Annotated in this window: 22 protein-coding genes; 13 read left to right on the top strand and 9 right to left on the bottom strand. The window is 68.8% G+C overall.

The features are described from left to right. A partial coding sequence (locus tag WA967_RS04200) for a YdeI/OmpD-associated family protein (RefSeq protein WP_424419639.1) occupies positions 1-520 on the bottom strand: 520 nt, incomplete at its 3' end. A gap of 401 nt (positions 521-921) precedes the next feature. Between WA967_RS04200 and WA967_RS04195 the strand changes: the two genes are divergently transcribed. The 4 genes from WA967_RS04195 to WA967_RS04180 all read left to right on the top strand — a co-directional run bounded on the left by WA967_RS04195 (position 922) and on the right by WA967_RS04180 (position 5258). Continuing rightward, entirely contained in the window at positions 922-1950 is a 1029-nt protein-coding gene (locus WA967_RS04195) for a LacI family DNA-binding transcriptional regulator (protein WP_424419638.1), read from the top strand. A 137-nt stretch (positions 1951-2087) separates the two neighbouring features. Then, a complete protein-coding gene (locus tag WA967_RS04190) occupies positions 2088-3383 on the top strand; it encodes an ABC transporter substrate-binding protein (RefSeq protein WP_424419636.1) in 1296 nt (431 codons plus the stop codon). A gap of 70 nt (positions 3384-3453) precedes the next feature. Then, a complete protein-coding gene (locus tag WA967_RS04185; protein WP_424419635.1) occupies positions 3454-4344 on the top strand; it encodes a carbohydrate ABC transporter permease in 891 nt (296 codons plus the stop codon). A gap of 74 nt (positions 4345-4418) precedes the next feature. Continuing rightward, entirely contained in the window at positions 4419-5258 is an 840-nt protein-coding gene (locus WA967_RS04180) for a carbohydrate ABC transporter permease (protein WP_298861646.1), read from the top strand. A 9-nt stretch (positions 5259-5267) separates the two neighbouring features. Here the strand turns inward: WA967_RS04180 and WA967_RS04175 are convergent, their stop codons facing one another. Next, positions 5268-5432, bottom strand: a complete 165-nt coding sequence (locus tag WA967_RS04175; protein ID WP_424419634.1) for a hypothetical protein — start codon at positions 5430-5432, stop codon at positions 5268-5270. A gap of 101 nt (positions 5433-5533) precedes the next feature. Here WA967_RS04175 and WA967_RS04170 point away from each other — a divergent pair, with 101 nt between their 5' ends. Then, positions 5534-6919, top strand: a complete 1386-nt coding sequence (locus WA967_RS04170; protein WP_424419633.1) for an FAD-binding oxidoreductase — start codon at positions 5534-5536, stop codon at positions 6917-6919. Between the two features lie 7 nt (positions 6920-6926). Here WA967_RS04170 and WA967_RS04165 read toward each other — a convergent pair whose 3' ends face one another. Genes WA967_RS04165 through WA967_RS04150 form a run of 4 tightly spaced genes read right to left on the bottom strand, consistent with a single transcriptional unit; the run spans position 6927 to position 10091 of the window. Further along, complete coding sequence (locus WA967_RS04165; protein ID WP_424419632.1) at positions 6927-7559, bottom strand: metal-dependent transcriptional regulator; 633 nt, start codon at positions 7557-7559, stop codon at positions 6927-6929. A gap of 3 nt (positions 7560-7562) precedes the next feature. Further along, a complete protein-coding gene (locus tag WA967_RS04160) occupies positions 7563-7889 on the bottom strand; it encodes a hypothetical protein (RefSeq protein ID WP_424419631.1) in 327 nt (108 codons plus the stop codon). A gap of 54 nt (positions 7890-7943) precedes the next feature. Further along, positions 7944-8771: a methyltransferase domain-containing protein gene (locus tag WA967_RS04155; protein WP_424419630.1), complete on the bottom strand. Its 828-nt coding sequence runs from the start codon at positions 8769-8771 to the stop codon at positions 7944-7946. A 42-nt stretch (positions 8772-8813) separates the two neighbouring features. Continuing rightward, positions 8814-10091 carry an Nramp family divalent metal transporter gene (locus WA967_RS04150; protein ID WP_424419629.1) on the bottom strand — a complete coding sequence of 426 codons (1278 nt, stop codon included), beginning with the start codon at positions 10089-10091 and terminating at the stop codon, positions 8814-8816. Between the two features lie 308 nt (positions 10092-10399). Here WA967_RS04150 and WA967_RS04145 point away from each other — a divergent pair, with 308 nt between their 5' ends. Continuing rightward, complete coding sequence (locus WA967_RS04145) at positions 10400-11017, top strand: TrmH family RNA methyltransferase (protein WP_424419628.1); 618 nt, start codon at positions 10400-10402, stop codon at positions 11015-11017. A 97-nt stretch (positions 11018-11114) separates the two neighbouring features. Next, entirely contained in the window at positions 11115-12830 is a 1716-nt protein-coding gene (locus WA967_RS04140; protein ID WP_424419627.1) for an acyl-CoA dehydrogenase, read from the top strand. Positions 12831-12833: 3 nt separating this feature from the next. Here WA967_RS04140 and WA967_RS04135 read toward each other — a convergent pair whose 3' ends face one another. The 3 genes from WA967_RS04135 to WA967_RS04125 all read right to left on the bottom strand — a co-directional run bounded on the left by WA967_RS04135 (position 12834) and on the right by WA967_RS04125 (position 16145). Continuing rightward, complete coding sequence (locus WA967_RS04135) at positions 12834-13229, bottom strand: hypothetical protein (protein WP_424419626.1); 396 nt, start codon at positions 13227-13229, stop codon at positions 12834-12836. A 67-nt stretch (positions 13230-13296) separates the two neighbouring features. Further along, positions 13297-14631, bottom strand: coding sequence for an MATE family efflux transporter (locus WA967_RS04130; RefSeq protein ID WP_424419625.1), 1335 nt, complete (start codon positions 14629-14631; stop codon positions 13297-13299). A gap of 44 nt (positions 14632-14675) precedes the next feature. Further along, positions 14676-16145: a DUF222 domain-containing protein gene (locus WA967_RS04125; RefSeq protein WP_424419624.1), complete on the bottom strand. Its 1470-nt coding sequence runs from the start codon at positions 16143-16145 to the stop codon at positions 14676-14678. Between the two features lie 182 nt (positions 16146-16327). Here WA967_RS04125 and WA967_RS04120 point away from each other — a divergent pair, with 182 nt between their 5' ends. The 6 genes from WA967_RS04120 to WA967_RS04095 all read left to right on the top strand — a co-directional run bounded on the left by WA967_RS04120 (position 16328) and on the right by WA967_RS04095 (position 21069). Beyond that, positions 16328-16939, top strand: a complete 612-nt coding sequence (locus WA967_RS04120; RefSeq protein WP_424419623.1) for a DUF1992 domain-containing protein — start codon at positions 16328-16330, stop codon at positions 16937-16939. A gap of 179 nt (positions 16940-17118) precedes the next feature. Beyond that, entirely contained in the window at positions 17119-17502 is a 384-nt protein-coding gene (locus tag WA967_RS04115) for a type II secretion system protein (RefSeq protein ID WP_424419622.1), read from the top strand. Between the two features lie 90 nt (positions 17503-17592). Then, complete coding sequence (locus tag WA967_RS04110) at positions 17593-18018, top strand: prepilin-type N-terminal cleavage/methylation domain-containing protein (RefSeq protein WP_424419621.1); 426 nt, start codon at positions 17593-17595, stop codon at positions 18016-18018. Further along, the gene (locus WA967_RS04105) at positions 18015-18623 is read left to right on the top strand and encodes a PilW family protein (protein ID WP_424419620.1); all 609 of its coding nucleotides are present in this window, start codon (positions 18015-18017) and stop codon (positions 18621-18623) included. Before WA967_RS04110 ends, WA967_RS04105 begins: the two co-directional genes overlap by 4 nt. Continuing rightward, a complete protein-coding gene (locus WA967_RS04100; RefSeq protein ID WP_424419619.1) occupies positions 18620-20254 on the top strand; it encodes a hypothetical protein in 1635 nt (544 codons plus the stop codon). The genes WA967_RS04105 and WA967_RS04100 overlap by 4 nt, the downstream gene beginning before the upstream one ends. Beyond that, positions 20251-21069: a prepilin peptidase gene (locus WA967_RS04095; RefSeq protein ID WP_424419618.1), complete on the top strand. Its 819-nt coding sequence runs from the start codon at positions 20251-20253 to the stop codon at positions 21067-21069. Before WA967_RS04100 ends, WA967_RS04095 begins: the two co-directional genes overlap by 4 nt. Positions 21070-21095 lie beyond the last annotated feature (26 nt).

Raw genomic sequence — 21095 nt, 5'->3', positions numbered from 1 at the left:
CCGCCCGTGTCTCCGGCCGCTTGGCCGTCGCGATGAGCGTGAGGCCCAGCTTGCGCGCCGACTTCGGGAAGGCGTCCCAGTTCTCGCGGGCCGCGGGTACGGCATCCAGCGCCGCCGCGAAGTCGTCCGGCTCGATACCGGCCTCGGGGCCGTCGAGCACTGTCCACGATCCGTCGGCCTTGGCCGCCTCGATCACGCGGATGCCGGCGGGTGTCAGCAGCCCCGCGGCCTCGAGCTCCGCCAAGCGCGCCTTGTTGGTCGCCGCCCAGCCGCTGCCCCTGCGGCGGGGCGAGAACCACTGGCCGACGGACCCCGGCGCGAAGGTGCGCACCGGACCGTCGATCCAGCCGAAGCACAGGGCGTGCCGCACGGCGTCCTCGTAGTCGATGCCGTCGGCAGCCGACCCGCGCACGTTCAGCAGCCACACTCCCGGCGCCGACTGGTGGTTGTCCGCCAGCCACGCGCGCCAGGTCTCGGCATCCGCCGCCGTGACTCGCTCACCGTCATCCAGCACGCCCATCGCCACCCCGTTCTCCGTCGCCTCCGACCATGCGGCTCAGCTTAGGGATGACCCATCGCGTTGCAGAATGGGGGCCGACACGCCACATGTCGACCGGATCCCGCGAGAATGGCCGACATCTGGCGTGTCGGCCCCCAGAGTGTGTGCCGGATGCCGGCCCGGGTCCCATCCCGGCCCCATCCCGGCCCCCCAGAGTGTGTGCCGGTTGACGGTTGCCGGACGCCGGACGCCGGACGCCGGACGCCGGATGCCGGCCCGGCCCCATCCCGGCCCCAGTCCCGGCCTCGGCCCGGCCCCAGCCACGGCCCCCGAAGTGCATCGTCGGATGCCCGGGCTGCGCCAGGGTGACGTAAACATGGACGTGGCAACGTTTTCATGCGATTGTTCTCTGTGTGGCGAAGATGACAGGCGGGGGATCCGACGCCGCGGGACGCCCGACCATGAAGGATGTCGCCGCCCGCGCCGGTGTCGGGCTGTCCACCGTGTCCAGGGTCGTGGCAGGAAAGCCCGGGGTCAGCAAGTCCAAGTGCAAGGCCGTCGAGCGCGCCATCGCCGAGCTGGGCTACAGCCGCAACGACTTCGCCCGCACGCTGCGCACCGGGTCCACGGCCACGATCGCCGTCGTCGTCACCCGCATCTCCGACCCGTTCTACGCGGAGCTCGTCGCGGCCATCGAGCAGAAGGCGCAGGAGCGGGATCTGCTGGTGCTGGTCGCCTCGGGCGGCGACGACCCCGAGGAGGGCGAGCGGGTGCTGCGGCGCATGATCAGCCGTCGCCTGGACGGCCTCATCGTCGTCGCGCACGAGGAGGTCGACGTGTCGTTCCTGGCCGCGGAGCGCGCGGCCGGTACCGAGATCGTGTTCGTCGACAGGCCGCCGCAGGGGCTGCCCGCCGACCTGGTCGTCGTGGACAACGAGCGCGGCGCGGCCGACGCCGTCGCGCACCTGGTGCGGGCCGGTCACCGCAGCATCGCCTGCTTCGCGCACATCTCCGGCCTGTACACGTCCGAGCGCAGGCAGGCGGGATACCGGCAGGGGATCCGGGATGCAGGTCTCCCGGTCCGCCCCGAGTTCGTGGTCGCGGTCGGCGATGACGTGGATGCGTGCGTCGAGGCGCTGCGCGAGCTGTTCTCGCTCCCCGATCCGCCGACCGCGCTGTTCACGACCAACAGCCGCACGACCAAGTCGGTGCTGAAGGCGCTGCGCCTGCTGGACGCGCATCCGGCACTGGTGGGCTTCGACGACTTCGACCTGGCCGAGCTGATGGTGCCGCCGGTGACGACCATCGCCCAGGATCCGTGGGCCATCGGCGAGGCCGCCGCGGGCCTGCTCTTCGACCGCATCGCAGGGATGACGGGCCCGGAGCGCCGCATCGTGCTGGGCACGAGGATGGTCGAGCGCGGCTCCGGCGAGGCGCCGCCCCCGGCCTGACCGCACGCCGCGAATGCGCCCTGCAGAGGGGCGTTATCTTGTTGTGACCGCCCCCCGGTTGCGTTTGGCAACGTTTTCATATTCCATGGAGGACGGGCCGGCTCTCTGCAGGCCGTCTTCATCCGATGGAGGATCACATGCGCAAAGCACTCGCAGCAGTAGCGGGTCTCAGTGTCGCGGCGCTCGCGCTCGCGGGCTGCTCGAGCAGCCCGAGCGACAGCGGCGACAGCGGCAACAAGGGCGGCGACAGCGCCAGCCAGGTCGAGGTGTTCACCTGGTGGGCGTCCGGCTCCGAGAAGACGGGTCTCGACGCGCTCGTCAAGGTGTTCGGCGAGCAGTTCCCGAAGACCAAGTTCGTCAACGCGGCCGTCGCGGGCGGCGCCGGCTCGAACGCCAAGAACGCACTGGCATCCCGCCTGAAGGCCAACAACCCGCCGGACTCGTTCCAGGCGCACGCCGGTGCCGAGCTCACCGACTACATCGAGGCCGACAAGATCGAGGACCTCAGCTCCTTCTACAAGGACAACGGCCTCAACGACGTCTTCCCGAAGACGCTGCTGGACCGTCTGACCGTCGACGGCAAGATCTACTCGGTGCCCAGCAACATCCACCGCGCCAACGTCGTGTGGGTCAACACCTCGGTGCTCGAGAAGGCCGGCATCGATCCGAAGACCGCGCCCGCCGACATCGACGCGTGGCTGGCCGACATGAAGAAGCTGAAGGATGCCGGCGTGCAGACGCCGCTGTCCGTCGCCACCGACTGGACCCAGGTGCAGCTGTTCGAGAACGTGCTGCTGTCCGACCTCGGGGCCGACGGCTACACCGGACTGTGGAACGGCAAGACCAAGTTCGACGACTCCAAGGTGACCAAGGCCATCAAGGACTACACCGAGCTGCTCTCCTACGCCAACACCGACGGCACCGGTCAGGACTGGCCCGTCGCGACCGACATGGTCATCGACGGCACGGCCGCTTACAACGTGATGGGCGACTGGGCGCTGGCCGAGTTCGACGCCAAGAGCAAGACCTACGGCACGGACTACACCACCTGGCCGACCCCCGGCACCGACGGAACGTTCGACTTCCTCGCCGACTCCTTCACTCTCCCGGTGGGCGCTCCGCACGCCGAGGGCGCGAAGAACTGGCTGAAGACGATCAGCTCGGCCGACGGCCAGAAGGCGTTCAACCTCGCCAAGGGCTCGATTCCCGCGCGCACCGACGCCAACGCCTCGGACTACCCGGAGTACCAGCAGGGCGCGATGGCCTCGTTCGCCAAGGACACCGTCGTCAGCTCGCTGGCGCACGGCGCGGCCGTCAAGGTCTCGTGGCTGAACGACATCACGTCGGCGATCGGGCAGTTCGTGTCCACCAAGGACGCGAAGACGCTGCAGGACGCTCTCGTCCAGGCGCAGACCAAGGGTCTGGGCAAGTAACATCCAACCTCCGAGCGGGGCGGTGCATCAGCGCCGCCCCGCTCGCATCCTCGTCTGAAGGAGGGCGCCGATGCGCAAGGGCATCCGCAACTGGGGGCCGCCGCTTCTGCTGATCTCGCCGACGATCGTGCTGCTGGGCATCTTCGTCTACGTGATGATCATCCAGAACTTCTACACGGCCATGACCAAGGACTCCGCGCTGTCGGCATCCGAGTTCGTCGGCCTGCAGCAGTTCACCGACCTGTTGACCGAGCCGCGGTTCCTGCACTCGCTGGCCAACCTCGGCGTCTTCACCGTGTTCTTCATGGTCGGCACCATGCTGTTCGGGTTCCTCTGGGCCTGGATGCTGGACAAGGGCGTCACCGCTGAGGGCGTGTTCCGCTCCATCTACCTGTTCCCCATGGCGGTCTCGTTCGTGGCATCCGGCGTGGTCTGGCGCTGGCTGCTCAGCTCCGCGCAGGGCGACCGGGCATCGGGTCTGAACCGCCTGCTGGAGTCCATCGGACTCGGCAGCCTGCAGAACGACTGGTACAACCAGCCGCTGTGGGGCATGGCCGCCATGGCGATGCCCGCCATCTGGCAGCTCGCCGGCTACGTGATGGCGCTGTTCCTGGCGGGCTTCCGCGGCATCCCCGAGGAGCTTCGCGAGGCCGCCCGCATGGACGGCGCCAGCGAGTGGAAGCTCTACCGGCACGTCATCTTCCCCCAGCTGCACCCCGTGGCGCTGTCGGCGCTGGTGATCGTCGCGCACATGTCGCTGAAGGTCTTCGACCTGATCATGGCCGTCACCGGTCCGGTGTACATCACCGAGGTTCCCGCCACCTACATGTGGACCGCCCTGACCGGCGGTGAGTACGGCAAAGCATCCGCGATCGCGACCGTCCTGCTGCTGCTGGTGTGCATCTTCATCGTGCCGTACCTGATCTCCACGGCCCGCGCCGAGAGGAGGGCGCGCAAGTGAGCGTCGCAACCGGAATCGAGCGCCGCGCGACAACCGCCGGCCGCATCCCCACCGCCAGCCGCACCCGCACGCGCATGGGACGCACGACCAAGTACGTGCTCCTGCTGCTGTTCGTGGTGGTCGTGCTGATGCCCGTGTACGTGCTGGTCGTCACCAGCCTCAAGCCGCCGTCCGATGTCAGCGCGGTCACGTCGTGGGCGTGGCCGTCGCGCTGGCCGTGGCAGGCGGATGCCGACGGCCAGACCGGCTTCGGCAACTGGGCGACCGCGTGGGAGACTCTGGCGGCGCCCATCGGCCGCACGTTCCTGCTGGCCATCCCCGCTGCGCTGGTCTCGGCCATGCTCGGATCGATGAACGGCTTCGTGCTCTCGCGGTGGAAGTTCCCGTATGCCAACGTGGTGTTCACGCTGATCCTGTTCGGCATGTTCATCCCGTATCAGGCGATCATGGTGCCGCTGGTGCAGCTGAAGACCGACCTGGGTCTGCCCAGCAACATCGTCACGCTGCTGTTCGTGCACATCATCTACGGTCTGCCGATCTGCACGCTGATCTTCCGCAACTACTACGAGGGCGTGCCCGAGGAGCTCATGGAGGCATCCCGCGTGGACGGCGCCGGCATGCTGGGCTCGTACTGGCGGATCATTCTGCCGCTGTCGCTGCCCGGCTTCGTGGTGACGATCATCTGGCAGTTCACCTCGGCCTGGAACGACTACCTGTTCGCGCTGTTCCTCTCGGACGCCAACCAGGGCCCCGTGTCCCTGTCGCTGGTGAATCTGTCGCAGGGCGCGCAGCTGTCCAACTACGGCGCCTCGATGGCGGGTGCGCTGATCGCGTCGATCCCGACGCTGATCGTGTACATCCTGCTGGGCAAGTACTTCGTCGGCGGCCTGATGAGCGGTTCCGTCAAGTCCTGATCGGGCGCGTCAGCGCCGAGGGCCTCTGGGACGATCGTCGTCGTCCCAGGGGCCCTCGTACCATTCGCCCTTGTCGTCGCGCTTGCGCGGCTTGAGCAGCTGCAGCGTGATGAGCGTGAGTGCCGCCAGGCCGATGACGACCATCACGAGGAACAGCATGTCCTGTTGAGTCATCGGGATCCTTTCGAGGGATTCCAGCTTAGGCGGAGCCGGATGCCGGAAACCTCAGTGCTCTCCGGGATGCGCGCGGGCGGATGCCGGAGCACGCTCGAGCCATGACCCTTCTTCCTCCTCCCGTCGATGCTGCCCTTCTGCGCGCCATTGACGGCCTCCTGCTGCCCGATGATCCCGGTTACGACGAGGCCTGCACGCCGTGGAACCTCGCCGCGGTGCAGCATCCGCTGGCCGTCGCCGAACCCACCACGATCGCGGAGGCGGCGCGCATCGTCGCGGCGGTGACCGCAGCCGGGAATCGCATCGCGCCGCAGGCCAGCGGCCACGGCGCCATGCCGCTGGCCGAGCGAGGGCTGGAGGATGCCGTGCTGCTGCGGCTGCACCGGCTGACCGGCGTGCAGATCGACGCGGAGCATCGCATCGCGCGCGTGCTGGGCGGCACGCAGTGGCGCGACGTGATCGATGCCGCTGCGGTGCACGGACTGGCCGCACGGCACGGCAGCTCGCCCGACGTGTCGGTGTCGGGGTACCTGCTGGGCGGCGGACTGTCGTTCTACGCCCGCGAGCACGGGCTGGCCGCGCACCATGTGAAGGCGCTGGAGATGATCACCGCCACCGGCGAGATCGTACGGGCGACGGTCGAGGACCATCCCGACCTGTTCTGGGCGCTGCGCGGCGGTGGGGGCAGCTTCGGGGCGGTCGTCGCCATGGAGATCGAGCTGCTGCCGATCGCCGACGTGCACGCCGGATTCCTGCTGTGGGACGTCTCCGCGGCATCCGCTGTGCTCCAGGCCTGGCGGGACTGGACTCGCGATCTGGACCGCTGCGCGACCACCAGCCTGCGGCTGATGCGCTTCCCCGCGCTGCCGGATCTGCCGCCGTTCCTGCGCGGCCGCACGGTGGTGGTGATCGACGGCGCCATCCTCGCCGACGACCGGCGGGTGGCCGACCTGCTGTCGCGGCTTCGGGCGCTCGAGCCGGAGATGGACACCTTCGGGCGGATGCCGGCGGCGGGCCTCGCGCACGTGCACATGGACCCGCCGGTGCCCTCTCCGGCAGTGGGCGACCACGTCATGCTCGGCGATCTCGACGATGCCGCGCTGGCGGCGCTGCTCTCGGTCGCCGGACAGAACGCCGGCGACGCACCGCTGTCGGTCGAGCTGCGGCACCTGGGCGGGGCGGTCGCCGAGTCGCAGGATGCGGCCGTGCCGAGCCTGGACGGCGAGTACGCGCTGTTCGTCGTGGATCTGGTGCCGGCGCCGGAGCTGATGGCGCCGGCATCCGTGCGCGTGGGGGCGATCGCCGAGGCGGTGCGCGGGTGGGAGCGCGGGGCGCCTTACCTGAACTTCCTCGACCACGCCGTCGACACCAGCGCCGCCTACTCGGGCGGGACGGTCGAGCGGTTGCGGCGGGTGCGGGCGATCTACGACCCGGCGCGCATCTGGGTCGCCGCGCATCCGCTGCCGGAGGCTGCGGCGGCCGCCTGAGACGGTTCTAGGCGGTCAGCCACACGGCGTCGGCGGCGCCCTGAGGGAGCAGGATCGGGGCGCCGTCCCGCAGGATGCCGTCGGCGGATGCCGTGAGCTCGACACCCACGGCGATGCCGGCGTCCTCCAGCGCCTGCAGCAGCTCGGGGTCCCGGTCGCTGACCCGCAGCACGCGTCCGGTGTGGCCGGGCTGCGCGTCGGCCAGCAGCACGAACGGCACGCGCTCGACGTCGCCCTCGGCATCGGGGATGGCGTCTCCGTGGGGGTCGAAGCGCGGGTGGCCGAGGCGGGCGTCGATGCCCTCCAGAAGCCGGTCGCTGATGGTGTGCTCGAGCACTTCGGCCTCGTCGTGCACCTCGTGCCAGGCGTAGCCGAACTCCTGCACCAGCCAGGTCTCGATCAGGCGGTGCCGGCGCACCATCCCCAGCGCACGCTCGAGTCCGGCATCCGTCAGCCGCACCGCACCGTAGGGCTGGTGCGAGACGAACCCCGCGGCGCTGAGCTTCTTGACCATCTCGGTCACACTCGACGGCGCGATGCCCAGCGCCGCCGCCAGTTGGGACGGGGTGATGGGCGAATCCTGCCACTCGGTGTGCGCGTAGATCGTCTTCAGGTAGTCGTCGAAAGCGGGTGAGGCCACGGATCAGGCCCCCAGTGCCGACAGCACCGAGAACGCGGCGTTGCCGGCGAAGAACATGATCACGAAGCCCGCCATGGCGGCGGCCAGCGAGACCCGGCCGTCGTAGCCCTCGACGCTGCGGGTGCCGATCGCCCGGGCGCGGAACGCGAAGAACAGGGTCAGGACGCCCAGTGCCAGCTGCACCCACGGACCTCCGGCGGGCAACAGCTTCGGCCAGATGATCAGCACCACGCCCAGGACCGCCGCCACCACGGCGAACCAGGTGGTGAGCGTCATCGACCGGCGGGCTGCGGGGTCGTCGCGACGCTTCTCGGCAGGGGCGGAGGGCATGCCTACGAGCCTACCTTCGCTCCCCTCGTGATGATCGTCGCGCTGTCCGCCCGCTCAGCGCCGGCGGGCCGTGACCGTGATGGCACCCAGGCTGTCGCGGTAGCGACGGAACACGTTCCAGATCTCGGTGATGCGAGGCAGTACCGAGGGATGCGCGAGAGAGCGTCCGAGGAAGGCGAGCGTTCCTCCCCAGCCCTCGTCGGCGACGAAGGTCGGAACATCCAGCAGCAGCAGATCGCCGGTCTCGATGCGGTCGGTCTCGAATCCGCCGTCACCCAGCAGCCTCTGCCATTCGCTCTCGGTGAGCGGGCGCGCCCCCACATGCAGCACGCGGGTGAGGGTGCGCTCGATGTCGTCCTTGGCGGACTCGCGCAGGCCGTCCGGCGTCAGCAGCAGCTCGTGGATGCCGTAGCGTCCGCCGCGGCGGAGCAGCCGGGCGGCTTCGGCCACCGTGGCGACCTTGCGGGCCGCGGGCTCGAGGGTGAGCAACGCCTCGGCGTACGCCACCGACGCCGAGGCATCCGGCAGTCCGGTGCGGTGCGCGGGAGCGACGAGGCAGTCGTCACCGTGTCGCATCACGGCACGCACGCGCGCGGCTTCAGCCGCCCCGCGCTCGATCGCGACGTAGCTGCGAGGGTCGCGGGCGAGCATCCTCTCGGTGGTGATGCCGAGACCCGGCCAGAAGTCGACGACATCGTCGTCGGGCCCGATTCCGAGCGCGTCGATCATGCGCAGCGAGAGCTGCAGCCCACCCGGGCGCATCACCTTCTTGCCGAGGCGTCCCAGCATCCAGTGCGCGGGCATGCGGGCGAGAGGGACGTCGCCGCCCAGGCGCGGGGCCTCCGCAGCATCAGGCAGGTGGCGCTCGTCATGGATTGTCATGAGGATAAGGTTAGCCTCACCTGATCAGGGTCGGGGCTCGTCTCAGCCGGTGGCGAGAACCAGCCACAGCAGGGCGGCGTTGAGCGCGATGATCAGAACGGAGAACAGGATGCCCAGCGCGGTCGTCATGGGGCGATTGACGTGCTCGCCGAGCGTGCGGCGCTGCGCGGTGAGGGTGACAAGCGGGATCAGCGCGAACGGGATGCCGAAGGACAGCACCACCTGGCTGAGCACCAGCGCCAGGGTCGGGTCGACGCCCGCGCCGAGGATGGCCAGCGCCGGCAGAAGCGTGACCAGTCGCCTGGCGAGCAGCGGGATGCGCACGGACAGCAGGCCGTGCATGATCTCCGCGCCGGCGTAGGCGCCTACTGACGTCGAGGCCAGGCCCGAGGCCAGCAGCCCCACCGCGAACAGGGTGCCGATCACACCGCCCAGGCTTGCGGTGATGGCGGCGTGCGCGCCCTCCAGCGAGTCGGTGCCGGTGACGCCGGTGAGGTTCGCGGCGGCCAGCAGCAGGATGGCGAGATTCACGGTGCCGGCGATGAGCATCGCGACGGTCACGTCCCACCGGGTGGCGGTCAGCAGGGTGCGCAGTGTGTGGGTTCCCGAGCCGGGCCCACGCGCCCCCGAGGTGCCCGGCGACGCGACACGGCGGCTGGGGCGGCGCGGGGGGAGCGACGGGCCGAGCATGAACCTGTCCCGCACCAGCGCGCTGTGCGCGTAGATCGCGTGCGGCATGATCGTCGCGCCCAGGATGGATGCCGCCAGCAGCACTGACCAGCTGTCGGTGAACCGCGGCAGGATGCCGCCCGCGATGCCTGCAGGATCAGGTGGGGCGACGAGCAGGCCGGCGACGAAGCCGACCACGATCAGCACCATCAGGCCGATGATGACGAACTCGAAGTGCCGTGCGCCGCGTCGCGAGTGCACGGCCAGCAGAGCGATCGACACGGCTCCGGTGATCACGCCACCCCACAGCAGCGGGACGCCGAACAGCAGCTGCAGCGCGACGGCACCGCCCAGCACCTCGGCGATGTCGGTGGCCATGGCCACCAGCTCGGCCTGCAGCCAGTATGCGCGCCGCGCCCACGGGCGTCGGATGTGTGCGCCCAGCAGCTCGGGCAGGCTGCGACCGGTGACCAGCCCGAGCTTGGCGGAGAGGTACTGGATGAGCCAGGCCATCGCGTTGCCGCTGAGCACCACCCACACCAGAAGGTACCCGTAGCGGGCGCCTGCGGTCATGTTGCTGGCGACGTTGCCCGGGTCGAGGTACGCCACGCCGGCGACCAGGGCGGGCCCGAGCAGACTTATCGCTCGCATCCGTCCCATCAAATTTTTCGGCACGCCTAAAAATTACCACTGGATGCCGCCTTGTGGCATCCGTCCGGCATCTACCTGGCCGGCGTGTGCGCGCCCCGCGTCCGCCCGCCCCGGCCCGCCCGCCCAGCATCCGTCCGCCCAGAACCGGAAGATGGCCGAGAATCGGCATGAATCCTTCCGGTTCCGGGCCGGCTTCCGGTTCTCGGCCGGAGTTCGGATGCCGGGCACCTGACGTCTGGGGCTGGATCTGATGCGGGGAGCCGAGGTGCCGTGCGGCTGGGGCGGTCGGGGCCGGATAACCTGGAGGTGTGGATGACGAGACCCCGGAGCGCACGACGCACGGGGTCGGTCCCTGGCAGGGGGAGTGGCCCGTCGAGGGGTGGTACGACCCGGAGCTGCTGGAGCACGGCGACACGCGCAACGTGATCGACCGGTATCGGTACTGGCGGATGGATGCCATCGTCGCCGACCTGGACCTGGTGCGGCATCCGTTCCACGTGGCCATCGAGAACTGGCAGCACGACATGAACATCGGCTCGATCGTGCGCAGCGCCAACGCCTTCCTCGCCGACACCGTGCACATCATCGGCCGCCGGCGTTGGAACAAGCGCGGTGCGATGGTGACCGACCGGTATCAGCACGTCGTGCATCACCCGGATGTCGCCGACTTCGCGGCGTGGGCTCGGGCGGAGGGCCTCCCGATCATCGCGGTCGACAACATCGGCGGTGCGGTCCCCGTGCAGCAGGCGGAGCTTCCGGAGCGGTGCGTGCTGCTGTTCGGGCAGGAGGGGCCCGGGCTCTCGCCCGAGGCGGTGGCCGCCGCATCCGGCCAGGTGGAGATCACGCAGTACGGCTCGACGCGCTCCATCAATGCCAGCGCGGCAGCAGCCGTGATCATGTACGAGTGGTGCCGGCGACACGCCTGAGCACTCTGATCGCGCGCGTCAGTCGCGAGCCATTCCCATGAGACGCAGTCTCGCGTACACTGACTCTCAGTCTCAGCGTCGTCAGAAGGAGCGAACCATGGCATCCGACTACATCCCCCCGACAGGCGACTACCGCTTCCTGTTCGGCGAGGCGTTCGGCCTCGACCTGGTCGCGCGCGGCACCGCCGGGGCGTTCAGCGCCGAGGACGCCACCGAGATCATCGCCGGCGCCGGCGAGTTCGCAGCATCCGTCCTCGCCCCGCTCGAGACTATCGGCGACCGCGAGGGCGCCCGCCTGGAGGACGGCCAGGTGCACCTGCCTGCCGGATTCGCCGAGGCGTACCAGGCGTTCGTCGAGGCAGGCTGGGTCACCGCCGAGGCGCCCGAATCCGCCGGCGGCGACGGCCTTCCCGGCAGCATCCGCGCGGGCCTCGGCGAGATCTGGAACGCCTCCAACGCGGCCTTCGCGCTGTGCTGGCTGCTGACGGCCGGTCAGATCCACGCGCTGGATGCCGTGGCATCCGACGAGCTGCGTGCCACCTATCTGACCAAGCTGGTCTCGGGGGAGTGGACCGGCACGATGAACCTCACAGAGCCGGATGCCGGCACCGATCTGGGTGCGATCCGCACCCTGGCCACGCCCCGCTCCGACGGCAGCTGGGGCGTGAGCGGCCAGAAGATCTTCATCACCTGGGGCGACCACGACCTCGCGCCGAACATCGTGCACCTGGTGCTGGCGCGCACGCCCGATGCTCCCGCCGGCGCCAAGGGCCTGTCGCTGTTCGTCGTGCCGAAGTTCCTGCCCGATGCGTCCGGTGCACCCGGCGAGCGCAACGCCGTGGGCCCGATGGCGCTCGAGCACAAGCTCGGCATCCACGGGAGCCCCACCTGCGTGATGAGCTACGAGGACGCGACCGGCTTCCTCGTCGGCGAGGTCGGCGGCGGACTCGCGGGCATGTTCGTGATGATGAACTCCGCCCGTGCCGGCATGGGGTTCCAGGCCACCGGCATCTCGGACCGCGCATACCAGCAGGCCGTCGCCTACGCGAACCAGCGCCTGCAGGGCGGCGTGCTGGATCGGCCCGCCGGCACGCCGATCGCCGAGCACCCCGACGTGCGCCGCCTGCTGCTGTCGATGCAGAGCAGACTGTTCGCGATGCGCGCCCTGGGCGTGTACCTGGGCGACCTGTTCGACCGCGCAGAGACTGATGGCACCGGGAAGATGGCCGAGTTCTTCGTGCCGATCCTCAAGGGCTGGACGACGGAGGATGCCGTGGCTCTCACCAGCGACGCCATCCAGGTGCACGGAGGCATGGGCTTCATCGAGGAGACCGGCATCGCGCAGCACTACCGCGACGCCCGCATCATGCCCATCTACGAGGGCACCACGGCCATCCAGTCCAACGACCTCGTCGGCCGCAAGGTGATCCGCGACGGCGGCGCCACGGCCGAGCAGCTCTTCGCGTCGATCTCGGAGACCGTCGCCGAGCTTCGCGGCCTCGAGAACGAGGTCGCCACCCGCACGGCCGATCGCCTGGAGCGCGCCGTCGCCTCGGCGCGGGCGGCGACGGCATCCGTCCTCGGCTTCGGCCAGACTCGCGACGCCTACGGCGTGAGCGTGCCGTACCTCATGCTGCTGGGCACGCTGGCCGGCGGCTGGATGCACGGACTGGCCGTGGCCGCGGTGCTGAAGCACTCCGTTCAGGACGATGCGGATGCCGCCCGTCTGGTCTCCGCCGACTTCTACGGCGCCCATCACCTGCCGCGCGTGCACATGCTCGCCGAGACCGTCGCCGCCGGCGAGGTCGCCTGAGAGTCAGGGCGTCGGGATCTGGGGTATCCCGCCGGCGTTGAGATAGGCCTCGTACTCCTGGCCCGCGGCGCGCATCTGCGACTCGTCCACCTTCGCGATGTCGGTGAGCAGGTTCGGCCGGAATCGGGTCGTCCCATCGAAGCACTCGACGTCGTTGTGCCAATCGTCGTCCCGTGTGGGGTCCCAGACGCAGGACCAGGTTCTCGCGACGTTGCTCGGAGTGGCGGATGCCTGACCCGCCGTTGCAGGGGCGGCCGGTCGGGAGGTGAACCACGCGAGTACGTCGGGCTGACCGTTGTACATCCAGACGCCGAAGCAGGCCGCCGCGATGACCAGCGGCCCGATGATGCGCTCGATGCCAGAAGTGCGGCGCCCGCGTCGTCTCCCCCTGGCTCTCACTCGATCTCCTCCGCTCAGCGTCAGCTTATCGGTGGCCTGAGGCAGGTCTGCGGGCGGGGTCGGAAGCTCACGCTCCCACCATCGTCCACGCGTCGGTCCGCACCCGCCAGCCGAGGGTGCCGAGCCGTGCCAGCAGGTAGACGCCGAAGAACGCGACGGCCAGCCACAGCAGGCCCAGCGCGCCGTCCACGCCGGTGGCGGAGATGATCCACAGTGCGGGCAGGAACGGCACGAGGTTCAGTGCGCCGGCGATGGCCAGGTAGCGGGCGTCGTTCGCGCCCATCAGCACTCCGTCCAGCACGAAGACGACCCCGGCGACGGGCTGTGCGACGGCCAGCACCAACAGCGCCGGCTGCACGAGGGCCGACACTGCGGCATCTCCCGTGAAGACGATCCCGAGCACGCCCGAGGCGGCGGCGATCAGCCCGCCAACGAGGATGCCGAACCAGATCCCCCACGCGGTGGTGCGCCGCAGCACGCGGTGCACGGCGGCGGTGTCGCCGGAGCCGAGGCTCTTGCCGATCAGCGCCTGCGCGGCGATGGCCAGGGCGTCCAGCGCGAAGGCGGCGGTGGAGAAGATGGTGAACGCGATCTGCCAGCCCGCGAGCTCCTGCGTGCCGATTCCGGTGGCGACGGCGACCGTGGCCAGCAGGGCGATGCGCAGGCTGACCGTGCGCAGGAACAGCCAACCTCCCGAGCGTGCTGTGCCGCGCAGGCCCTCGCGCTGCGCCCACATGGATGCTCCGTGGCGCACGGCCAGCCGGCGGATGACCATCACATAGGCGGCGACCATGCCCCATTGCGCGGCGACGGTGCCGAACGCGGAGCCGGCGATGCCCCAGCCGAACCCGTAGATGAAGATCCAGTTCAGCAGGGCGTTCGCGCCGAAGCCGAGGCCCGCGATCCACAGCGGAGTCACAGTGTCCTGCATGCCGCGCAGCAGGCCCGTCGCCGCGTAGACGATGAGCATGGCGGGCAGGCCCCACATGGAGATGGTGAGGTAGGTGCGGGCCTGCTCATCGACGGCGTCGGTCGCGCCGAACAGGCTCACCAGCCAGGGGCTGGCCACGGAGCCCAGCACGGCCAGCACGGTGCCGAGTCCCAGCGCCAGCCACATCCCGTCGATGCCCACCGACACGGCATCACCCGGCTGCCCCGCGCCGAAGCGCCGGGCGACGGCGGGGGTCGTGGAGTACGCCAGGAAGATCATCAGCCCGACGATGGTCTGCAGCACGGCGCTCGCGATGCCCAGGCCTGCGAGCGGTGTCGTGCCGAGGTGGCCGACCATCGCGGCATCCAGGATCAGGAACAGCGGCTCGGCGATCAGCGCACCCAGCGCGGGCACCGCGAGATGCAGGATCTCGCGGTTCAGCGACGGGGGAGCGGATGCCGGTGATGTCACCTCATGAGCCTATTGGGCGTGGGAGACACCGGGTGAGCACGGGGTCAGGCCGCGATGTCATAGCGGGCCTTGCCGCCGAGCTGCGGGGTGCGGGCAGGATCGATGTGGGCGGGTGGGATGAACCAGACTCTGGATCTCACGTTCACCGCGCACCCGGGTCGCTCGGAGCCTCGCCGACGCCGTGTCCCGGTGTCGGGTGGGGTGTCGATGCGGATCTCCCAGCCGTTGTCGTGGATGCGATGGTGGCAGGATTCGCAGAGCAGGATGCCGTTGGACAGGTCGGTCGGCCCGGAGTCCCGCTTCCACCATCTCAGGTGATGCGCCCTGGTCATGTGCGGCGGGAGCCCGCATCTCGCGCATCCGCCGCCGCGCTCCACGAGGGCGAGCTTCTGCGCCGGAGTGAACAGCCGCCGCTCCCGCCCCCAGTCCAAGATCTCTCCGGTGCCGTTCAGCACGCAGGGGATGACGCCGCCCGAGGCGGCCATCCGGCGGATCGAGGTGATCGAGACGGGCTGGTCGAGACCGTCGATCATGCCGTGACCGACGCCGGCCTCGAGGTCTGCGAGGTCGACCCGCACCACGACCGTGGCGCCGGCGACCGGGACGTCCTTCGTCTCGCAGCCGAGCATGTGCCCGCAGAACAGCGTGAGCGCGTCGGCGCGCATCATCGCCACCGTCCGCCGGTCGGCATCCAGTGCATCCGGATCTCCGTTGGGTCCAATGTGGTCTGCTTCGACGAGCCCGGCTTCAGATTGTTCAGCTCGGGTGCGTTCGGTTGCAGCGGTCTCGCGAGCCTGAAACTGCGCAGTGACGTACCCGTCGATCGCCGTGCGGATCGGGGCACCGGACTCCACGTCGGTCACCAGGTTCAGGTGCAGCATCCCATCCCGCTCGAACATCGACAGCGAGCGCGCTGCCCGGCGCTCCTCTTCGCGCGCCTCCAGCCTGTCCTCCTCCAGGAGGACCTCCGCGCGCTTGACCAGCCGGCGCACGTCATCCACCGACAGTCCGATCGCCCGTTCCACCAGTCGCGCCTCGACATCCGCCACGACGCTCAGGTCTCGCCCGACGCGGGCACGTTCGAGGAACTCCACGATCACTGAGGCCCCGGCAGCTCCCAGAGCTCCGGCAGAAAGCGCGCGCTCCACGGCGGGGTAACGAGGCAGCATCCGCTCCCCAGCCAGATCCGTTCGGGGAGCGACTGCCTCCCCGACCTTCACCAGACGTGCCGCGTCCCCAGTCGAGACGCCGGTCGTCGCGGCTATCAGCGCCGCCGGACTCCGGAACCCGGCCTGCTTCGCCAGCGACTCGGCGCCCAGCTCCGGACGCGACTCGTGCGCGATCCCGGCGGCGACCCGCGCCTGCAGTGCATCCAGTGCGCGCCGCGCCGACCCGATCGCCGTGTTCAGCGCAATGAGCTCCTGCCGTGCCAGCCGCGCGTCATCGTCGGCATCCACCCACACCGCATCGATGGCCGACACGGCCTCGTGCAGTTTCGACAGGGGAGCTGACATGTCTCCAGCGTAGGGTCGATCGTCGCCTTTGTCAAGTATTTGTTCGAAAGGAAGTGAATGATAGACTACCAAAAATCGAAGAAAGCTTCGTATCAGTCGGTGTCACTCATACCCCGCCCCGGACGCTACCCGCCGCTTCCGACAACCCGTCGACTACCCTGGAACGCACCGGAGGTGATCCGATGTCCGATGCGACGAGCAAGGCGGCCCGCTACCGCGCGAAGCGCGATGCCGGTGAGAGCACCGGGTCCGAACCGCCCGCCGAAACGCCGATGGTGCTGAACGCGCAGAACCAAGCGCAGTTCGTCGAGACCGTGATCCAGCTGGCGATCCGCCGCGGCGAGTTCGACAACCTGCCCGGGGCGGGCAAGCCCATCGAAGGCCTCGGCACGCATCACGATCCCGACTGGTGGATCCGCCGCAAGATCGAGACCGAGAGCCTCACCGGGCTCGGCCCGCCCGCGCTCATGCTGCGTGTGGAAGACGAGAAGCTCGACGACGACCTCGATCAGCTCGGCCGCGAGGAGGACGTGCGCGGCGTCGTGGAGGACTTCAACCGTCGCGTGCTCGACGCACGCCGGCAGCTGTTGGGCGGCCCGCCGGTGATCACCCAGGCTCGCGACGTCGAGGCCGAAGTGGTCCGGTGGCGGCAGCGACGGGAGGCAGTGCAGGCGGCGGAGGCGGATGCTGCAGAGTCAGCGGCGCCGGATGCCCGCAGGTGCCGTCGGCACGGATTGTTCCGGCGGCGACGATGCGGGCCCGTGTCGTTGGCGGAATCTGTGACGATAACGTGATAATTGGGAGTTGCTTATGAAAACCCTTACCGTCATGCTGTGAATCTGGAATCGCTTCAGCTGAGGGGTGACGGCGACTCCAGACTCTGGGGCAGGGGACGTCGTCGGATTCCCCCAATTGACGGTGCTGCCCGCAAACAGGGTACCCGTTTCGTCATCCCGGAGAGTCAGACTCTGACATGCGTACCATCCGTCGCCTCATCGAGGCCAAGAAGCTCGAGCGCGAGGAGAACGGCGAGTCCGGCTTCTCCCTGATCGAGCTCATCATTGTCGTCGTCATCCTGGGCATCCTCGTCGCTATCGCGATTCCGATCTTCTCGAACATCCAGAACACTGCCCGTATCAATGCGACTAAGTCGGTTGCGGCGGCGGCCGCGACGCAGTGGTCTGCGCAACTCGCCAATGATGAGACTCCAACTGCGTACAAGACGGGTGATAAGGACATCACGATTAGTGCACCGCCCGCCAAGGGGGCAAGCGTCGACTCAGTGTGCGCTACCGCCACAAACACATTGATCACCGATGCGGCTGACCAGTCGCAGACTTCAGGCCCCGGTTGCTAAGCGTTGCCTGAAATGAGCGGAGGCCCGCACCCTCGGGCCTCCGCTCAGCACATTCCGCAAAGGAACAGAAACCCCTACTGAGGACCACAGATGTCGTCTGAAACCCGAGATGACGACGGTGTGGGTCTGATCGAGATCGTCGTGGCCATGCTGCTTCTGGCAGTGCTGGCTCTCGGCGTCCTCCCATTGATCATCCAGGCCACCACCGCGAGCGTCGTCAACCGCGACCTCGTCGCGGCCAACAACGTGGCGACCGCCGAGCTCGCGCGAATACGAGCCGATTTTCCGAACGACGCCGATCGCGCGAACACCTGCGATGCGCTCATTGCGCGCATGCAGGAGCTCGAAGCCGAATTCACCGCGCCCGCGCGCACGGCGAAGTTCGCGGCCAAGCTCGGCGATGTGGACTGCACGGCCGGATCCGGCACGCTGAAGACCGTGACCGTCGAGGTGTTCCGCGGCAAGGAGTCGCGAGCACTGGTCTCGGCCAAGACGATGGTGATGGTGCACGGATGAACGCCGCGACTTCTCTGCGCGATGACGAACGCGGGATCACCCTCATCGAGCTGATCATCTACATGGTCCTCGCGGCCGTGTTCCTCACCATCGTCTCCGCGATCTTCATCAATGGCTGGCTGTCCCAGGCGGCGACGGCCGACCGCGACGCCGCGACGGCAAACGCCAATCTCGTCACCGCATCTCTGCAGCAGTCGATCCGCAATGCCTCGGCCGTCCATCAGCCTGCTGGTGCGAGCAACGCGGTGACCGCGGTCGTCGCCATCGGAGATGCGGCTGACTCTCAGTGCCGCGCATGGGTGTGGGTGCTCGACACCGCAGCCTCATCCGACGACGCAGACCGCGACCACTACCAGTTGCGGTACAGCACGTCGGGCTCAGCGATCGACCTGTCGCACACCGATGGCGCGCAGTGGGCCACTCTCGCCTCTGCCGTTGTCCCGAAGGGCGATCCGGCGCCGACTTTCACCGTCACGTCGGTGACCGGCCTCACCTATTCGTTCGCGGCCGAGAGCAACGAGCGCAGCAAGGACTCCAAGCCGGTGCAGGTGGACGGCAGCGTCACCGCGCAGGCGGTCATTCCCGGAGGTAGAGCATGCTGGTGACCCTTCACACACGACTTCGCGACGCCTCTCGACGGCATGCGCACGATGAGCGCGGCGCCACGCTTGTGGTGGTGATGATCGTCATGATGGTGCTCATGGTGGGGGCTGTCGTGATTGCGGCGATGGTGACCAATACCGCGAGTATCCTCGTGTCGAGTCGCAGCACCGCGCAGTCACGTGCCGCAGCGGATGCTGGCCTCGCAGCGGCCATCGCGCAGGCGAGCAGTGCGGGGGCCGATCCCTGCGCCGCCGTGGCGCCTGGGACGTCGCCCTCGTACACCGTCACGGTTGCTTGCGATGCCCCATCGACGGGCCAAGTGACCTACACGGTGAAAGGAACCGCAACGGGCTCGAGCACGACCGTCAGCGCCGTCTATGCATTGGACGGCATTGCGCCACCGACTGCCGGCGGCCCGGGCCTGTTCTACACGTACAGCATGGGCTCTCGTCTGAACTCGTATGTGTTCGACGCGGCTCACAGCGAAGTGGGCATTGACGATTTCGTCGGATCGGCAGGCGTGTACGCCTCGACAGGAAAGATCGCCTGCGGTACGGGCTCCGTGTTCCCGGGCGACATCTACACGAAGACCGGTGATCTGCAGCTGGACAGTGGTTGCGTGGTCGAGGGCAACGCGTACATCGGCGGGCAGGCCGTCGTCAACGGCGGCACGATCAAGGGCAGCCTGATCGCGCCGAAGGATGTCAACCACACCATCACCGGAACCATCGGTGAAGCGGGAGGAAAGGGCGGCGATGTAAAGGTCGGCGGCACTTTCACGCTGAACTCGGGCACTGTCTACGGCAGCGCCAGCGCTGCTGGCGCAGGAAAGAGCACCCTCGGCAGCGGATCGATCGCAGGCGACTTCACCTACCGCGGCAGCTATGGCACGTGGGGCACTCCAGCGACGACGATTGTGAAGGGCACAATCGCGCAGAAGTCCGGCTTGACAGCCACACCGCTTCCGGCGATCCCGAACTGGCAGGATGTCAGCTTCACGCCGATCAACAGCACGACGCCGCCGCAGGCGTGGGTGGACGAGGGCTACCGGCTCACGACCGTAACCGGTACGGCGTGCAACAAGTGGTCGGGCAACTCTGCTGATGTGACTTCGCTTGCGAGCACGCTCAGCAGCCGGATGATCTTCGACATCAGGGCCTGCGCGGGCAACTTCGACACGAATGCCGGAGGGGCGAACAAGCTGGTCAAGGTCAATCGTGACATCGCGGTGATCGCGAACCGGTGGTACCTGTCAGGAACGAAGTTCTCCAGTGCAGACGGCCAGCCGCACACGATCTACCTGATCACGCCCGACAGCAGCCCGGCCGTAGCGGGGCCGCAGTGCGTCTCGCCCGCGCAGGGATCCGAACAGCTGAACGACTCCACCGTGGATCCGCTGATCGCGATCTACATCTACACACCGTGTCAGATGAAATTCAATAGCAGCCCCGCCACTTTCCGCGGTCAGGTGTATGCGGGCGCTCTGCAGTTCGGTGGCGGCGTGCAGGTCGCTTTCGCACCCCGCAACATCCCCGGCTACGACTTCGGACACGGGGTTGACCCGTTCCCGGGTGATGGTGGTGGCGGTACCGCCACGCTCGGTGCGCTCGTATCCCAGCGGGACGTTCCGTGACCCCACTCGCCACCTTCATCACCGTGTGGGCGGGGGTCTTCGGCCTCGCGATCGGGTCGTTCCTGAACGTCGTCGCCTACCGCGTGCCCGCCGGCATCCCGCTCACGCACGAGAGCCGCTGCCCGGGGTGCGACGCGCCCATCGCGTGGTGGCGCAACGTGCCCGTCGTCGGGTGGCTGGCACTGCGTGGCCGCTGCGCCGACTGCCGGATGCCGATCAGCATCCGCTACCCGATCATCGAACTCGGCACGGGGATGCTGTTCGCCGCCGTCGCCGTCGGGGTCGCCCTGACGGTGCCAGCGGCCACGCCGCGGTTCTGGGGCGTCCTCGCAATCCTGGAGGTGTTCGCCGCGCTGAGTGTGGTGCTCACCCTGATCGACCTCGACGTCAAGCGCCTGCCGAACGCCATCGTGCTGCCCGGATGGGCCGCGGTGGTGGTGCTGATGCTGCTGACGACGCTGATCGGCCCCGGCCTCGACTGGTGGCCTCTGCTCCGCGCGCTCATCGGCGGCGCCGTGCTGTTCCTGCTGTACGACGTGGTGCGGTGGATCAGCCCGCGCGGCATGGGCGGCGGCGACGTCAAGCTCGCCGGCCTGGTCGGCACGGTGCTCGGCTGGTTCGGCTGGGGTGCCCTGGTGGTGGGCGCATTCGCCGCGTTCGCGCTCGGCGCGGTGTTCGGAATCGCGCTCATCATCGCCGGCCGTGCCAAACGATCGAGCGGCATCCCTTTCGGACCGTGGATGCTTGCGGGAGCATGGGTGGGCATACTCATCGGAGAGCGCGTCGGTGAGTGGTACGCAGGATTCCTGGGCTGAGGGGCTGAGGGGCGAGAGGGAGAAGC

The sequence above is a fragment of the Microbacterium sp. genome (assembly GCF_049650565.1).
In the GTDB taxonomy this organism is placed as follows: Bacteria; Actinomycetota; Actinomycetes; order Actinomycetales; family Microbacteriaceae; genus Microbacterium.
The sequence above is the reverse complement of the archived record's forward strand: the minus strand, read 5'-3'. Positions and strand labels throughout refer to the sequence as shown.

Bases quoted from the DNA above. Each gene is read 5' to 3' on its own strand.
- WA967_RS04150 (WP_424419629.1), bottom strand. From the start codon at position 10,091: ATGCGAGCGATAAGTCTGCTCGGGCCCGCCCTGGTCGCCGGCGTGGCG.
- WA967_RS04105 (WP_424419620.1), top strand. From the start codon at position 18,015: ATGAACGCCGCGACTTCTCTGCGCGATGACGAACGCGGGATCACCCTC.
- WA967_RS04170 (WP_424419633.1), top strand. From the start codon at position 5,534: ATGACCCTTCTTCCTCCTCCCGTCGATGCTGCCCTTCTGCGCGCCATT.
- WA967_RS04175 (WP_424419634.1), bottom strand. From the start codon at position 5,432: ATGACTCAACAGGACATGCTGTTCCTCGTGATGGTCGTCATCGGCCTG.
- WA967_RS04120 (WP_424419623.1), top strand. From the start codon at position 16,328: ATGTCCGATGCGACGAGCAAGGCGGCCCGCTACCGCGCGAAGCGCGAT.
- WA967_RS04140 (WP_424419627.1), top strand. From the start codon at position 11,115: ATGGCATCCGACTACATCCCCCCGACAGGCGACTACCGCTTCCTGTTC.
- WA967_RS04190 (WP_424419636.1), top strand. From the start codon at position 2,088: ATGCGCAAAGCACTCGCAGCAGTAGCGGGTCTCAGTGTCGCGGCGCTC.
- WA967_RS04160 (WP_424419631.1), bottom strand. From the start codon at position 7,889: ATGCCCTCCGCCCCTGCCGAGAAGCGTCGCGACGACCCCGCAGCCCGC.
- WA967_RS04180 (WP_298861646.1), top strand. From the start codon at position 4,419: ATGGGACGCACGACCAAGTACGTGCTCCTGCTGCTGTTCGTGGTGGTC.
- WA967_RS04115 (WP_424419622.1), top strand. From the start codon at position 17,119: ATGCGTACCATCCGTCGCCTCATCGAGGCCAAGAAGCTCGAGCGCGAG.
- WA967_RS04155 (WP_424419630.1), bottom strand. From the start codon at position 8,771: ATGACAATCCATGACGAGCGCCACCTGCCTGATGCTGCGGAGGCCCCG.
- WA967_RS04125 (WP_424419624.1), bottom strand. From the start codon at position 16,145: ATGTCAGCTCCCCTGTCGAAACTGCACGAGGCCGTGTCGGCCATCGAT.
- WA967_RS04195 (WP_424419638.1), top strand. From the start codon at position 922: ATGACAGGCGGGGGATCCGACGCCGCGGGACGCCCGACCATGAAGGAT.
- WA967_RS04185 (WP_424419635.1), top strand. From the start codon at position 3,454: ATGCGCAAGGGCATCCGCAACTGGGGGCCGCCGCTTCTGCTGATCTCG.
- WA967_RS04110 (WP_424419621.1), top strand. From the start codon at position 17,593: ATGTCGTCTGAAACCCGAGATGACGACGGTGTGGGTCTGATCGAGATC.